The sequence below is a fragment of the Curtobacterium luteum genome, from assembly GCF_014646995.1.
GTDB classification, from domain to species: Bacteria; Actinomycetota; Actinomycetes; order Actinomycetales; family Microbacteriaceae; genus Curtobacterium; species Curtobacterium luteum.
In genome coordinates, this window is sequence record NZ_BMOI01000005.1 from 1 (window position 1) to 14,954 (window position 14,954).

At 72.1% G+C, this 14,954-nt stretch carries 12 protein-coding genes and 1 pseudogene; 10 read left to right on the top strand and 3 right to left on the bottom strand.

Features of this window, described 5'->3' with window-relative positions:
* From IEY20_RS06930 to IEY20_RS06960, 7 genes and pseudogenes are all read left to right on the top strand, one after another.
* Window positions 1-321: hypothetical protein (locus IEY20_RS06930; protein ID WP_229727925.1), on the top strand; the 321-nt coding region annotated here is incomplete at its 5' end.
* Window positions 322-356: 35 nt separating this feature from the next.
* On the top strand, window positions 357-797 hold the full coding sequence (locus tag IEY20_RS06935) for a hypothetical protein (RefSeq protein WP_175327267.1): 441 nt from the start codon (window positions 357-359) through the stop codon (window positions 795-797).
* 95 nt (window positions 798-892) lie between these two features.
* On the top strand, window positions 893-1,432 hold the full coding sequence (locus IEY20_RS06940) for a hypothetical protein (RefSeq protein WP_022902226.1): 540 nt from the start codon (window positions 893-895) through the stop codon (window positions 1,430-1,432).
* A gap of 852 nt (window positions 1,433-2,284) precedes the next feature.
* The gene (locus IEY20_RS06945) at window positions 2,285-5,131 is read left to right on the top strand and encodes an aminotransferase (protein WP_175327266.1); all 2,847 of its coding nucleotides are present in this window, start codon (window positions 2,285-2,287) and stop codon (window positions 5,129-5,131) included.
* Between the two features lie 152 nt (window positions 5,132-5,283).
* Window positions 5,284-5,703 carry a BLUF domain-containing protein gene (locus tag IEY20_RS06950; RefSeq protein WP_175327265.1) on the top strand — a complete coding sequence of 140 codons (420 nt, stop codon included), beginning with the start codon at window positions 5,284-5,286 and terminating at the stop codon, window positions 5,701-5,703.
* A gap of 194 nt (window positions 5,704-5,897) precedes the next feature.
* Window positions 5,898-6,539, top strand: a pseudogene (locus IEY20_RS06955) (AmiS/UreI family transporter).
* Between the two features lie 25 nt (window positions 6,540-6,564).
* Window positions 6,565-7,788: an acyl-CoA dehydrogenase family protein gene (locus IEY20_RS06960; RefSeq protein ID WP_175327264.1), complete on the top strand. Its 1,224-nt coding sequence runs from the start codon at window positions 6,565-6,567 to the stop codon at window positions 7,786-7,788.
* Window positions 7,789-7,904: 116 nt separating this feature from the next.
* Here IEY20_RS06960 and IEY20_RS06965 read toward each other — a convergent pair whose 3' ends face one another.
* The gene (locus IEY20_RS06965) at window positions 7,905-8,483 is read right to left on the bottom strand and encodes a TetR/AcrR family transcriptional regulator (protein WP_175327263.1); all 579 of its coding nucleotides are present in this window, start codon (window positions 8,481-8,483) and stop codon (window positions 7,905-7,907) included.
* 77 nt (window positions 8,484-8,560) lie between these two features.
* On the opposite strand from IEY20_RS06965, the gene IEY20_RS06970 reads away from it, so the two are divergent.
* Window positions 8,561-9,448: an NAD-dependent epimerase/dehydratase family protein gene (locus IEY20_RS06970; protein WP_022902220.1), complete on the top strand. Its 888-nt coding sequence runs from the start codon at window positions 8,561-8,563 to the stop codon at window positions 9,446-9,448.
* Between the two features lie 117 nt (window positions 9,449-9,565).
* On the opposite strand, the gene IEY20_RS06975 is transcribed toward IEY20_RS06970, so the two are convergent.
* Complete coding sequence (locus IEY20_RS06975; RefSeq protein WP_175327318.1) at window positions 9,566-11,029, bottom strand: cation:dicarboxylate symporter family transporter; 1,464 nt, start codon at window positions 11,027-11,029, stop codon at window positions 9,566-9,568.
* Window positions 11,030-11,220: 191 nt separating this feature from the next.
* Here IEY20_RS06975 and IEY20_RS06980 point away from each other — a divergent pair, with 191 nt between their 5' ends.
* Both IEY20_RS06980 and IEY20_RS06985 read left to right on the top strand, forming a co-directional pair.
* Window positions 11,221-12,924: a sensor histidine kinase gene (locus IEY20_RS06980; RefSeq protein ID WP_188889003.1), complete on the top strand. Its 1,704-nt coding sequence runs from the start codon at window positions 11,221-11,223 to the stop codon at window positions 12,922-12,924.
* Window positions 12,921-13,601, top strand: coding sequence for a response regulator (locus tag IEY20_RS06985; protein WP_175327316.1), 681 nt, complete (start codon window positions 12,921-12,923; stop codon window positions 13,599-13,601). The genes IEY20_RS06980 and IEY20_RS06985 overlap by 4 nt, the downstream gene beginning before the upstream one ends.
* 158 nt (window positions 13,602-13,759) lie before the next feature.
* Here IEY20_RS06985 and IEY20_RS06990 read toward each other — a convergent pair whose 3' ends face one another.
* Window positions 13,760-14,782, bottom strand: coding sequence for an LLM class flavin-dependent oxidoreductase (locus tag IEY20_RS06990; protein ID WP_175327315.1), 1,023 nt, complete (start codon window positions 14,780-14,782; stop codon window positions 13,760-13,762).
* Window positions 14,783-14,954 lie beyond the last annotated feature (172 nt).

Here is a 14,954-nt window from a genome sequence, read left to right on the forward strand (position 1 = left end):
CTTGGCCATGATCGACATCCTTCCAGCGAGGACCACGTCCCCACAGGTCAGGAGTCAACCGAACCGACAGCAGTCCCGAACGGGGAGTCGGTCGTGCTGCGTGAGGACTACTTCTACTCGTTGCCCGCTCCGGGCCTCTACGACGTGTCGAGCGATCCACCCGAAGCCACGATCGGTCAGCTGACCGAGTCGTGGGACAACCTGACGACGGCGCCGGCCGCCGATCGGACGTTGAACTGGGAACTCGTTTGGCTGGGCGACGTCCTACGAGCCATCGGGCATCTTCTGCCCGAGGGCAAGCAGCATTCGACAGGCCGGTAGCCGATCGGCCACCGGCCGCGTGGGAGGATCCGGTCGTGCTGAGTGACGATGCCATTGTTGAGGTCCTGCGCCGGGAAACAGCATGGCGTCTGCTCGACCCTCGGAAGAGCAGTCGGCTGGACTACCGACTCACGGACGTCCGCGTACGAGACGGACACGTGCTCGACGTGCGCATCACACAGCGCGACGGCGAGTTCGCTCGTCTGCTCATCAGGATGCCCGCCTCCGGGGCGCCTCAGTACTGGGTCTACGCCCGACCAGAGGATGCTACCGACTGGGTCGGTCAACTCCTCACCTGGATCGACGAAGAGGTGTTCACCGACGGCTTGGGACCGGGACGCCTCCGTGAAGATCGCGGCGGCGAGAGCTACGTCGTCGTCGCGAACTACGGATGGCATCAGACCGACACCGAAGAACACGCACGCCTCACCGCTGCGGCCGGACCCCGGGGATGGCACGGCTGCGGCGCCGTCTGACTGAGCGTCCTGAGTCGTTCCGGTAGACGATCCTCATCCGGGGTACTACTCGACCCTCTGGGACGGCTTCAACGGCATATCCGTAGAGTCCGCGGATGGAAGCCTCGTTTGCGATCTTCATTAACGGCTCCTACGGCGCTGGCAAGACAACCGTTCTCGATCACATCGGCAACCTGCTCGCAGCCGAGGGGCGGCCTTTCAGTCTGATCGACGTCGACTGGTTTCATCGGTCCTCTCCAGTTGCCGCCTTCGACCCGCAGAACCAGGTCATCGAGGCGAGAAACATCGCTGCCGTGTGGGTGAACTACAAGACCGCCGGACCGCGCCAACTCATCATGAGCGGCGTGATCGCCAATGAAGCCGACAAGCATCGATACTCAGAAGCCGTCGCGCTGCCGCTTCGATCTGTTCGCCTGACCGCGCAGCGATCAACTGCCGAGGCACGCCTGCGGGCACGCTACGACTCCTCCCGACAGACCGAGCTACGCTGGCACGTTGACCGCTGGGAGGACCTCACCCAGCGTCTCACCGCAGCTGACTTGGATGAAGTCGCGATCGCCACGGACAGGTTAGATGCGCTGTCAGTAGCTCGCCGCATCGCGCAGCACTTCGAGCTCCTCGACGTGTCTCGATAGCCGGTCGTCCAACGAACAGCGGGACTCGCTGTCGCTCGCTCGCAGGTTGGCGCGTCGCAGATAGCCCGTCCGATTTGATTCTCACCGGGCTGCCTCGAACGGACGCCGGTGAGCACAAGACCCGAGCGTTTCAGCTGAGCACGTTGTGTCGTAGGTCGTGTCCGGTGTCGGCGCGGGGTGAGGCGATATGGCTGTGTGTAGAACGGTGGGGTCGCGGGGTCGTAGATCCGAGAGTGCGGGTCTCGCCCCGCGGCTTCAAACTGCACGCTCGGCGTACGATCCGAGCACGTCCAGGGCGAGACGACGACAACGCGTCCTGCGCACCGTGTCCTTCGCTGTGCTCCTCGCCGTCGCCCTTACCGGCTGCGCTCCACGGGCGGTGGACCATCGTCGGGAACAGGGTCCGACAGCCGCGCCCGTGCAGTCCTCTCGCATCCCGACGGTCGCGACAACGGAGGGGCTGCGTCAGCTCCGTTGGACCGACACCGGGCATCGACAGAAGGGCCTGCCGGTGCTGGCGGTGCAGAACACCGACTGCGTCACACCAGTCGGGGTCAGCCTGCGCGAGACATCGACGGCCGTGACGGTGACAGCGTGGGGACGCCGACAGACGGAGCCGTGCGCAGCGATCGGGTACGCGATGTATGGCGCGGTCCCACTCGACGGGCCGCTCGGGCACCGCACGCTCCGGCACGGGTAGAGCCGGACCGGACCCCCGTCGACCCCGGGCGCGGTCCGCTCAGCGGCGCTCCATGCCCAGGACGATCGAGCGTCCCGCCCAGGGGCCGTTCGGCCCTACGCTCGGACTGTCCCGTCGGTCGGACGCCCGCCGTCCCTCGCCCAGGAGTCCTCGTGCACAGCGCCGTCTTCGACTACTTCTCCCAGCCCGAACTCCCGTCACCCGTGCTGCCCACGGCCGAGGCGACCGAGCTGCTCGCGACCGAGTTCGGCATCGACGCCACGCTCGAGTCGCTCGGGAGCCAGCAGGACCAGAACTTCCTGGTGCGCACGACCGGCACGACCGGCACGACCGACTCCGACCAGCCGCTCGGCGTCCTGAAGATCAGCAACCCGTGCTTCACCGAGGCGGAGATCGACCTGCAGGGCGTCGCGGCGGCCCGGGTCGCGGCCGAACAGCCGGGGGTCCGCGTGCCGACCGTCCTGGCGTCCGGCTGGTGGGACACGAGCGCCGGGCGGCTGCACGCACGGGTCATCTCGTTCGTGTCCGGCAACACGCTCACCGGGTCCGGGTACCTCCGGCCGGCGGTGGTCGCGCGGCTCGGGGCCCTGGCCGCGCGGGTGCAGCTCGCGTTGGCGGGGCTCGAACACCCGGCGGCGCACCGCACGCTGCAGTGGGACCTCCGGCACGCGGTCCGGGTCGCGCGGACGATCGCGGAGACCGAGCCGGACCGGGCCGTGGTCGACGAGGTCCTCGCCGCGGTGGACAGCGCGGCGACGGTGGTCGAGGCGCTCGGTGACCGGCTCCCTCGGCAACTCGGGCACTTCGACGTCACGGACGACAACGTCCTGCGACCTGACGGTCCCGTGACCCTCCCGGACGCAGTCATCGACTTCGGCGACGTCGCCGACTCGTGGGCCGTCGGCGAGCTCGCCGTGACCCTGTCGAGTGTGCTGCACCACGACGGGGCGACGGTCTGGTCGGTCCTCCCGGCGGTCCGGGTCTTCCACGCGCTCCGACCGCTGTCCTCGGACGAGGTCGACGCGCTGTGGCCCCTCGTGGTCCTGCGCGGTGCGGTCCTCGTGCTGAGCGGACGGCAGCAGGTCCGACTCGACGACGACAATGCGTACGCGTCCGGCGCCCTCGACCGGGAGTACCGCGTCTTCCGCCAGGCCGTGTCGGTGCCGTCCGCGGTGGTGACCGGGGTGCTCCGCCGTGCCCTCGGGTTCCCGCCGGCGACGAGTCTGACCTGGACCCGCCAGGTCCTCGACGTCGAACCGGTGCTGCTCGACGGCGGCACGACGAGCCCGGTCTACGACGACGGCCGGTGGACCGCGCCCGACGCGCTCGCGGCCGAGGCGCGACGACTCCTCGACGCCGGTGCGCCCGCGGTGGTCCTGCCCGCGTGGACGCCGGTGCTGACGAGTGCCGCGATCGGTGCCGAGGAGGCGCCGGCGAGCGTCCCGACGGGGGCGACCCTGTGGCTGGCGGAGCCGACCACGATCGCACGCGAGCGGTGCGACCAGGGTGGGGCGGTCCTCCAGTTCGACCCTGCCGACCGGGTCGATGACGGGCTGGTGCTGCCTGCCGGGGTGCCGGTCCACGTCCGGGTCGTCGCGGCGGAGCGCGGCGACGCCGACCTGCCGAGGTCGGTACCCGCCGTCGCCGCACCGGGGTGGCGGACGCTCCTCGGCGACCCGGCCGTCGCGCTCGGCGCGCCGCAGCAGGCCCCGCCCGCTCCCGACGACCTCCTCGCCCGCCGCGACCGTGTCCTCGCGGAGGTCCAGGAGCACTACTACGCTGAGCCGCCCCGGATCGAGCGCGGCTGGCGCGACCTGCTGGTCGACGTCGACGGCCGCGTGTACACGGACCTCGTCAACAACGTCGCGAGCGTCGGGCACGCGCACCCGCACGTCGCCGCGGCCGCCGCGCGCCAGCACCGCCTGCTCAACACGAACTCGCGGTTCCACTACGCCGGCATCGTCGAGTACGCCGAGCGGGTGGCTGGCCTGCTCCCGGACGAGCTCGACACGGTGTTCTTCGTCAACTCCGGGTCCGAAGCGACCGACCTCGCCCTCCGGATCGCGATGGCCGCCACCGGCCGGACGGACGTCGTCGCCATGCGCGAGGCCTACCACGGGTGGACGTACGCGAGCGATGCCGTGTCGACATCCATCGCGGACAACCCGAACGCGCTCGCGACCCGTCCCGCGTGGGTGCACACGGTGGACGCGGCGAACGCGTACCGCGGTGTGCACCGGGGAGCGGACGCGTCGCGCTACGCGCCCGAAGCAGCTGAACGGATCCGGGCGCTCGCCGCGGCGGGACACGGGATCGCCGGGTTCATCTGCGAGCCGGTGTACGGCAACGCGGGCGGCATCGCGCTGCCGGACGGCTACCTGCGCGAGGTCTACGACGCCGTGCACGAGGTCGGTGGTCTGACCATCGCGGACGAGGTGCAGGTCGGGTTCGGGCGGCTCGGGCACTGGTTCTGGGGCTTCGAGCAGCAGGGCGTCGTGCCGGACGTCGTCGCGGTCGCGAAGTCGGTGGGCGGCGGGACACCGATCGGCATCGTCGTGACCCGCCGCGAGATCGCCGACCGGTACCGCACCCAGGGGTACTTCTTCTCGTCGACCGGCGGTTCGCCGGTGTCGGCGGCGGTCGGTGCCGCGGTGCTCGACGTCATCGAGTCCGAGGGGCTGCAACAGAACGCGGTCGTCGTCGGCGAGCACCTGGCCGACCGGCTCCGGGCGCTCGGCGACCGGCACGCCCTCGTCGGTACCGTGCACGGCTCCGGGCTCTACCTCGGGCTCGAGTTCGTCCGCGACCGGACGACGCTCGAGCCGGCGACCGAGGAGACCGCGGCCATCTGCGACCGGCTGCTCACGCTCGGCATCGTGATGCAGCCGACGGGGGACCACCAGAACGTCCTCAAGATCAAGCCACCGCTGGTGGTGACCCGGGAGTCGGCGGACCGGTTCGTCGACGCGCTCGACCGGGTGCTGACGACGGGCTGGTAGTCGGCGCGGGCGCGGCGGGCGCGGCGGGCGCGTCGGGCGCGACGCACGCGATCCAAGCGACGGGCGCGGGCCCGCCCGGAGCACGCTCGGACGCGCAGGACACTCGTGGGTCCGGGGGAGTTGACTGGCGGCCCGCCCCGGAGAGGAACCCGATGCTGTCCCTGATCTACTCGAGCGTCGCGACACGACCGCTCGGCGACGACGACCTCGCGAGCCTGCTCGACCAGAGCCGCCGATCGAACGAGCGCGAGGACGTGACCGGTGTGCTGCTGTTCCGGAACGGCTACTTCCTGCAACTGCTGGAAGGGCCGGACGCTGCTGTGCGGGCGAAGCTCGACCGCATCAAGCACGACGACCGGCACGCGAAGGTGCGGGTGATCCTTGAGGACCACGTCGAGGAGCGGCAGTTCCCGGAGTGGACGATGGGCTTCCCGGCCGCGGACGCTGACCTCGTGGACGTCCCGGGCTACCGATCGACGTTCGAGGATCTCGACGCGGCACCCGGTACCGAGGCGCCATCCGCCGCTGCCGTCCGGGAGCTCATCCGCTGGTTCCGGCCGAACGGCCGCTGACGGGTCGCCGACGGGCCGGCGCGCTCCGGACGCCACCGACGGGTGGGCGCGCCCCGACCGCCGACCGCGGGGGCACGCACCCCGGACGACTCGCACCGTCACACCGCGCACCCGCACCCGTCATCGTTCGTCACGCCCGGTCACCTCCGGACACAACGTGGCACCGCCGAGCCCGCCGGTGCCATCGTCCGTCCATGGCCTACATCTGCTTGATCCTCTCCGGGGCGGCGCTCCTCATCAACGGGCTCACCCTGCTCGGCCGCGTCCCCGGACGGGACAGCGGCGTGTTCAACGTCCTCATCGGCAGCGTGCAGCTCGTCCTCTGCGTCGCCGTCGCGGTCTCCGCTGACGGGTCCCTGCCGGCCCTGCTCGCGATCTCGGGCACGTTCCTCTTCGGGCTGACCTACCTCTACGTCGGCCTCGACGCGCTCGCCGGCCTCGGGTAGACCGGGCTCGGCTGGTTCTGCGGTCTGGTCGCAGCCGTCGCGGTCGTCTTCGCCGTGACGAACGCCACCGTCGACCCCGTGCTCGCCGTCCTGTGGTCGACGTGGGCGGGACTCTGGTCGCTGTTCTTCGTGCTGCTGGCGCTCGGCCGACCGATCGGCCGCTACACGGCGTGGGCGCTCGTCCTCGCGAGCCAGACGACGACGACCGTGCCGGCGCTGCTCGGCCTCGCGGGCCGGTGGCCGAGCGGGACCGGGTGGACGGTTGGCGCTCTCCTCGTCGCAGCGCTCGTCTTCGTCGGCGCCGCCGTCCTCGCACGCCGCCCACGGCAGCAGGAACCCGCGTCGGCCACCCCGGCCGTCGTCACCCCCGCACCCACCGCCACCGCCTGACCACCGCCCGACCGGAGGAACCACCGTGACCACCACCGCCACCCCCGACACCGTCGTCGACTACGAGACCCTCGCGGATCGGTTCCGGCCGATCTTCGACCGGATCGCCGCCGGCGCGAGCACCCGCGAGCAGGAGCACCGCCTGCCCCACGACGAGATCCGCGAACTCGCGGCCGCCGGCTTCGGCGCCGTCCGGGTCCCCGTGGCCTTCGGCGGCGCCGGCGCGACGCTGCCCCAGCTGTTCCGGCTGCTCACCGAGCTGGCCGCCGCCGACAGCAACATCCCGCAGGCGCTCCGTGGCCACTTCGCCCTCGTCGAGGACCGTCTCGTCGGCCGCTCCGGGGAACGCGACGCCTGGCTCGAGCGCTTCGGGCGCGGCGAGATCGCGGGCAACTCCTGGACCGAGGTCGGGGCCGTGCAGATCGGCGACGTCATCACGAAGGTGACCCCGCAGCCCGACGGCACCTTCCGCATCACCGGCCAGAAGTACTACTCGACCGGCAGCATCTTCGCGGACTGGATCGACACGTACGCCGAGCGCACCGACACCGGCGAGCGGGTCATCGCCATCGTCGACGCACACCAGCCCGGGGTCACGCACGGCGACGACTGGGACGGCTTCGGGCAGCGCACCACCGGCTCCGGCACGAGCACCTTCACCGACGCGGTCGTGCAGGCCGACGCGGTCATCCCGTTCGACGACCGGTTCAAGTACCAGACCGCCTACTACCAGGCGGTGCTCCTCACGGTCCTCGCGGGATCGGTCCTCGCCGCCGAACGCGAGATCGCCCTGCAGGTCCGGAACCGCAACCGGGTCTTCTCGCACGGCAACGCCGACACGTTCGCCGCGGACCCGCAGATCCTGCAGGTCGTCGGTGAGGTCTCCGCGGCCGGGTTCGCAGCGGCGGCCATCGTGGACCGTGCCGCCGAGGCGCTGCAGTCCGCGTACGAGGGCGCCGCGCTCGACGAGGCCGAGGACGAGCGCCGCAACGACCGCGCCGAACTCGCGACCGCGCAGGCGCAGGTCGCGCTCACGTCGCTCGCGACGACGGCGACGTCGCACCTCTTCGACGCGCTCGCCGCGTCCGGCGTGAGCACGACGAAGAACCTCGACCGGCACTGGCGCAACGCCCGGACCGCGGGCAGCCACAACCCGTGGGTCTTCAAGGCGCGCATCATCGGCGACCACGCCGTCAACGGCGTCGAACCGCCGCGCGTCTGGGCGATCGGCGCGACCCGCCGCGCCTGAGCCGCGGACGGAGCGAACGGGAGGCCCGGATCACCGCCGCCGGTCGGCGCACGGTGATCCGGGCCTGGCGTCCGTCGTCACGCGCCGCCCCACCAGCGTCCGCCAGGGCGGTGCCGTCAGAGCCGGGTCACTTCCGTCGCGGCCTCGCGCACGGCGCGCACGGCATCGTGCACGAACGGGCCGAGTGCAGCCCCCGCCCGAGCGGTCGTCCACACCGTGAACCCGTCCCAGTACGCCCGGATGCTCGTCTCCGCGAGCAGTGCGGCGCGGGGGCCGGGGACGCCCCGTCCGCGCAGCGCGACCTCGAGGGTCTCCGTGACGACGAACCGCTTGTACACGTACCGCTCCCGGAGTGCCTCGTGCGCTCGCGTCAACGCGGTGATCGCGGCACCGATGTCCTGTTGTTCCGGGGTGTGGGCGGCGGTCAAGGCATCGAGCACCGCGTCGACCACGGCCAGGTCGGTCAGGTCCGCAGGGGCGTCGCGGACGACACGACGGATGGTCTCGAGCGTCGCGGCCTGACCCTGGAACAGGATCTCCCGCTTGTCCGGGAATTGCCGGAACAGCGTCGCCTTCGTCAGGCCGGCGCGTTCGGCGATCTGCGCGGCGGTCGTCGCGTCGTAGCCCTGCTCGGCGAAGAGGTCCAGCGCTGCGCGGAGGAGTCGACCTCGCGGATCCGGTTGCCATCGTGCCACGCCCTCATGCTAACCGATGCGACTCGGTCTCATCAGGTGTACGGTGACGATACCAAGTCTCATGGACAGGAGTCATCATGCAGGTCTTCGTCACCGGCGCTTCCGGATGGATCGGCCGTGCCCTCACCGCGGACCTCGTCGCCCACGGGCACGAGGTCGTCGGACTCGCCCGGTCGGATGCCTCCGCGGACCGCATCCGCGCGGTCGGGGGTGAGGCCGTCCTGGGCGACGTGGCCGACCACGACCTGGTCGTCGAGCACGCTCGTCGTGCCGACGCGGTCGCGCACCTGGCGTTCACGCTCGACTTCGACGAGTTCGAGGCGACCATCGACAACGAGGTCGCGCTGTCGGCTCGCCTGGGTGCGGCCCTCGCCGGCAGTGGGACGGCCGTCTTCGCGGCGTCCGGCACGCCGACGAACGCGGACGGGATTGCGACCGAGGCCGACGCGCTCGACCCGGACGGACCAGCCGGTGCCAGGGCCCGCACGACGACCGCTGTCCTCGCGCTCGCGGAGCAGGGCGTGCGGGCCGGCATCGTCCGGATGCCGCGGACGGTCCACGGCGCAGGGGACCGCAACGGGCTGATCGCGTCACTCGTGCAGCTCGACCGCCAGCTCGGGGTCGCCGCGTACGTCGGCGAGGGCGCGAACCGGTGGCCGGCGGTGCACGTCACCGACGCCGCACGCCTGTTCCGGCTCGCACTGGAATCGGCTCCAGCGGGTTCCGTCCTGCACGCGGTCGCGGAGGAGGGCGTCCCGATGCGGGCCGTTGCCGAGTCGATCGCTCGCCGGACCGGCCTGCCGCCGGCAGCGGTCGACCCGTCCACCCTCGGGGTCTTCGGCGCGCTGCTGGGCGGTGACCAGCCGGCATCGAGCGCGCGGACGCGCGCCCTGGTCGGGTGGGAACCGACCGGGCCCACGCTCATCAGCGACCTCGACGCCGGCCACTACACGGCGACTGCCTGACGGCCGGCGGAACGGACGCCAGGCCCGGATCACCGCCGCCGGTCGGCGCACGGTGATCCGGGCCTGGCGTCCGTGATCACGCGCCGCGGCGCGTGCCGACGGCGTGCCGCTGGCCGGTCACCGTCGGTCCGCGGAGGCGGTGGTCCGCGCGGTGGTGGTCCGGTCGGGGTCGACGATCGTGCGGACGGCCTCGGTCGAGATGCGCTCGTCGGCCGGGGACCCCGCGGCCTCGGGCGCCGACCCGGCCCCCGGTGCGCCGTGGCCGTCGGCGGACATCGTGCGCTCGTCGAACGGCACCGCACCCGAGAGCACCCGCTCCACCTGCTGCTTGTCGATCTGCCGCGTCCACGTGCCGACGAGCACCGTGGCGACGGCGTTGCCGGTGAAGTTGGTCAGGGCACGCGCCTCGGACATGAACCGGTCGATGCCGACGATGAGCCCCACGCCGTTCACCAGGTCCGGGCGGTGCGCCTGCAGACCGCCGGCGAGGGTCGCGAGCCCTGCTCCGGTGACCCCGGCAGCGCCCTTCGACGCGATGATCATGAAGACCAGGAGCGAGATCTGCTCGGGGAGGTTCAGCGGCGTGCCGAGGGCGTTCGCGATGAAGAGCGACGACATCGTCAGGTAGATGGCCGTGCCGTCGAGGTTGAACGAGTACCCGGTCGGCACCGTGACGCCGACGACGGGCTTCGACACCCCGAGGTGCTCCATCTTCGCGATGAGGCGCGGCAGACTGACCTCGCTGGACGAGGTCGAGACGATGAGCAGGTACTCGCGGCCGAGGTACTTCATGAGCCGGAAGATGTTGATGCCCGTGACGACCCGCAGCAGGACGCCGAGCACCCCGACGACGAACACGATGCAGGTGATGTAGAAGGCGACCATCAGCGTGCCCAGGGCGACGAGCGCGGCGACGCCGGTCGCACCGACCACGGCGGCGATGGCTCCGAACGCGCCGATCGGCGCGGCCCACATCACCATCGCGAGGATGCGGAACACGAGCGCCTGGAGGTGCCGGATGCCGGTGAGGATCGGCGCACCCTTCTCTCCCATCGCCTGCAGCGCGAAGCCGACGAGCAGGGCGACGAAGAGCGTCTGCAGGATGCTGCCGCTCGTCAGCGACGACACCAGCGTCGCGGGGATGATGCCGAGCAGGAAGCCCGAGGTCGACGACGCGTCCTCCTCGGAGCCGGCGGGCAGCTCGTACGTCGCCTTCGACATGTCGAGGTGGTCGCCGGGGTGGATGAGGTTGCCCACGACGAGGCCGATCGCGAGCGCGAACGTCGACATCGCGATGAAGTACCCGAGGGCCAGACCGCCGACCTTGCCGACGGTGGCCGCCTTCGCGATCGACCCGACACCGAGCACGATCGTGCAGAAGATCACCGGCGCGATCATCATCTTGATGAGGGCGATGAAGCCGTCGCCGATCGGCTTCAGCCCCACCGCGAAGGCCGGGGCCGCGAGTCCGACCACGATGCCGGCCGCGACCGCGGCGATGACGGCGATGTAGAGGCAGTGCGAACGGTCCAGACCGCGACGCCGCACGGGGCGGGTGTTGGACGGGTGCGTCGATGCCATGAGACTTCCTTGTCGTCAGGACCGGTGCGTCGTCGCTCCGGTCGGCTCGTCCTGTTCGGGGACGCAGCCACCCTCGCGCGGGACGGCCGCGCACGTCGACTTGTGTTCATTGCGTTCACGCCGGTGCTGCGGGAACGCCCGGCGTACGCGAGGATGGGGTGTTCCCGCGACGAGGCGAGGAGGGCTGGACAGTGGCACCGAGACGGTGGAGCATCGCGACGCGCCTCTTCGCCCTGCAGCTCGTCTTCGTGGTCGTCGTCGTCGTCGTCGGCGGCGCCTGGAGCTGGGCGTCCGCCCGCGCGGACCTCGAGACGGACGCCGCGGAGAAGTCGACCGCGGTCGCCGTCTCGATCGCCCGCAACCCGTTCGTGGTCGAGCAGGCGCGCTCAGCGGACCCGTCCACACGGCTGGAGCCGTACGCCCTCGACCTGATGCGTCGGACCCACACCGACTTCATCACGATCATGGCGCCGGACCGCACCCGGCGGACCCACCCTGACCGCGCCGAGCTCGGTCGACCGTTCCGGGGCACGATCGCGCCGGCCCTCGCGGGGACCACCTTCACCGAGACGTTCGCGGGGACCCTCGGTCCGTCCGTCCGTGCCGTCACCCCGATCACCGACGATGACGGCCGGGTCATCGGGCTGGTGGCTGCGGGCGTGACGGTCGCGAACATCTCTTCGGCCCTGCTGCCCCGGCTGGTCTCGGTCGTGCTCCTGGCGCTCGCCGTGGTCGCGGTGTCGGCGCTCTTCTCGTGGCTGCTCAGCCGGTACCTGGCCCGGGTCACCGCCGGGCGCGGGCCCGAGGAGCTCGCACGGGTGTTCGCCTCGTACGAGGGCGTGCTCCACTCCGTCCACGAGGGCCTCGTCGTCATCGACCGCTCCGGACACGTCGTGCTGCACAACGACCGCGCGGCGGAGCTGCTGCACCTGCCGGCACCGGACGAGGCCCAGGGACCGATCCCGCTCGCCGCACTGGACGTGCCCGACGGCCTCCGGACGCTGCTGGCGTCGGGGGACCGAGCCGTCGACGAGACGTACGTCGCGCCCGACCGGGTGCTCGTCGTCAACCAGGAGATGGCGTTCTCCCGGGCGTCCTCCCGGCCGCTCGGCACCGTGGCGACCATCCGCGACCAGACCGAGCTGCTGCACCTGTCGGGCGAACTCGCGGCCACCCGCACGCTCACCGACGCGCTGCGCTCCCAGACCCACGAGTTCGCGAACCGCCTGCACGCGGTGGTCGCGCTCCTCGAACTGGGGCGGGTCGACGAGGCCGTCCGGTTCGCGTCCGACGAGATCGACCGTCACGCGGACACCCGGACGGCTCCCTCGCCCCGGCACCCGGGCAGCGACGACGCAGACGCAGGCGACCTCGACGCGCCGGCGCGCGCCGGCGCAGCCGCCGTCCACGCGCCGGGAACGGACACCGTCCACGCGCCGGACACCGGCACCGCACCCGAGGTGATCGCCGCCGTCCTCGAGGGCAAGCGGGCACAGGCCCACGAGCGCGGTGTCACCCTGACGATCGACACCGCCGGTCTGGCCGATCCCGTCGACGCGCAGCCGAACGACGTCATCACCGTGCTCGGCAACCTGGTGGACAACGCCGTGGACGCCGCGGGTGCCGACGGCCCGGGTCGGGTCTCGGTCTCGGTGTGCTCCGCGGACGGGAGCAGCCGGTTCGTCGTGCGCGACGACGGGGCCGGCATCCCCGACGTCGAGGCCGCCTACGCGCGCGGATGGTCGACGAAGCCGTCCGGTCCGGAAGGACGGGGGATCGGCCTCGACCTCGTCCGCTCCACCGTGACGCGCCTCGGCGGACAGGTCGGCGTCACCACCGGCCCGGACGGAAGCACCTTCGTGGTCGAGCTCGATCCCGGACGCGTCCGGACGTGAGCGGGGCGATCCGGGTCCTCATCGTCGAGGACGAGCCCCTGACCGCCGAGGCCCACGCCGCGTACGTGGCGCGCCTCGACGGCTTCACCGTCGTCGGCTCGGCCGCCACCGGGCGGGCGATGCTGGCCGCGGTCGCGGCCGAGCAGCCAGACCTCGTGCTGCTCGACCTCGACCTGCCCGACGCGCACGGGCTGCAGCTCGTCCGCGCGCTCCGCTCCGCGGGGTCCGCCGTCGACGTCATCGCGGTGACCGCCGCCCAGGACGCCCGCGGCGTGAAGAACGCGATCGCGCTCGGCATCGTGCAGTACCTCGTCAAGCCGTTCAGCTTCCGGACGTTCGCCGAACGCCTGACCACCTACCGCGAGTTCCGCCGCCGGTTCGAGGACCGCCGGACGCTGACGCAGGCCGACATCGACCAGAGCCTCGGGTCACTGCGTCCCACCACGCCACCGGACCACGAGAAGGGCATCGCCCGCGAGACCCTGGACGCGGTCCAGCAGGTCCTGGCGCGCGCCACCGAGGCCGCCTCGGCGTCCGAGGTCGCCGAGGCGGTCGGCATCTCCCGGGTCACGGCGCGGCGCTACCTGGAGCACCTCATCGCGGCGGGGCAGGCCGGGAAGGACGTGCGGCACAGTGGTCCGGGGCGACCGGAGTACGCGTACCGCTGGTTGCGGTGACGGCGCGCGCCGTCGTGGGCTGACCGGCAGCGTCGGTCGCGGTCGTCCGGCCGACCACGGCCGGGAGGCGCGGTGCGCGTCGGACGCGTGTCGTGCCTCCCGGCCGGGTCGCGCGGGCGACGGGGCGCTGCGCGCCACGGGGGCCGCTGTTCGGACCGTCAGCCGCGCTGCGGGGTCCACCCCAGCGCCGGGCCGAGGTGCTCGGCCATGTCGCCGATGATCTGGGCGTAGTCGTCGGGACCGAAGGAGAACGGCAGTGCGAAGGCGACCTCCGTCGCCACCTGGTAGCCGGCGTCGGCACGGAGCCGGTCGGCGATCTCCGCCGAGGTCCCGACGAGGTCCGCCGCGAAGAGCAGCCCGGCGGGACCCTGGGGCACGCCGACCCGTCCGGACCGCGCGTCGGCGTACGCGCGGTACCGCGCGGCCTGCTCGGGCGTCGCGCTGTCGGTGGGGATCACGACGAGCCCCTGGGAGACGCGCGCACTCGCCGGGTCCGGGTGCGCGTCGAGGTAGGCCTCGACCTGCGCCCGCTGGTTCGTCGCGAAGTCCGTGCCGACCTCGCTGCGCGTGACGCTCGAGGTGAGCAGGTGGAAGCCGTGCTCCGCCGCCCACACGGCCGACCGCCTGCTGCCGGTGCCGTACCAGAGGCGGCCGACGAGCCCGGAGCTGTGCGGCTGGACCGAGGTCGCGAACTCCTCGATGCCACGGCGCTCGGTCGACGCGGTGACGGCGTCGCCGCGGACGAGGTCGCGGAAGCGCAGCAGTCGGGTGTCGCCGAAGTCCTCCCGATCGGCGGTGTCGGGGTAGATCGCCTCGCGGTAGAGGTCGAAGTGCATCGGCGTCCCCGAGGAGAACCCGGGCTGCAGCCGTCCGCCGAGGAGGACGTCGACGGTCCCGAGGTCCTCCGCGAGCCGGAACGGGTTCTCGGCGCCGATCGGGGTGACCGCGGTGCCGAGCGCGATCCGCGAGGTCCGCTGCGAGGCGGCGGCGAGCAGCGCGACGGGGGAGGAGATGCCGTGCTGCAGGTGCCGGTGTCGCAGCCACGCGCTGTCCATCCCGAGGGACTCCGCACGCTCGATGACCCGGAGCGTCTCCTCGTGGCCGGCAGCGGGGTCGGCGGGGTCGAACGACCCGATGGTGAGGAAGCCGAGTCGTTCGAGGGGACGTCCGTCGTGGGGCATGGTCCGATGGTGGCAGACCGCACTGACACGGACCGGCTGGACGGTGTTGCCCCCCGTTCTGGGTAGACAGGTCGGTCCGTCCGCCGTTCTGCGGACCGGTAGAGTCGGCGGTGGACGAGCCGACCGGCCGACCCGAACGCCCGGGGCTCGCCACCGCGATGCCGTCCCGGCC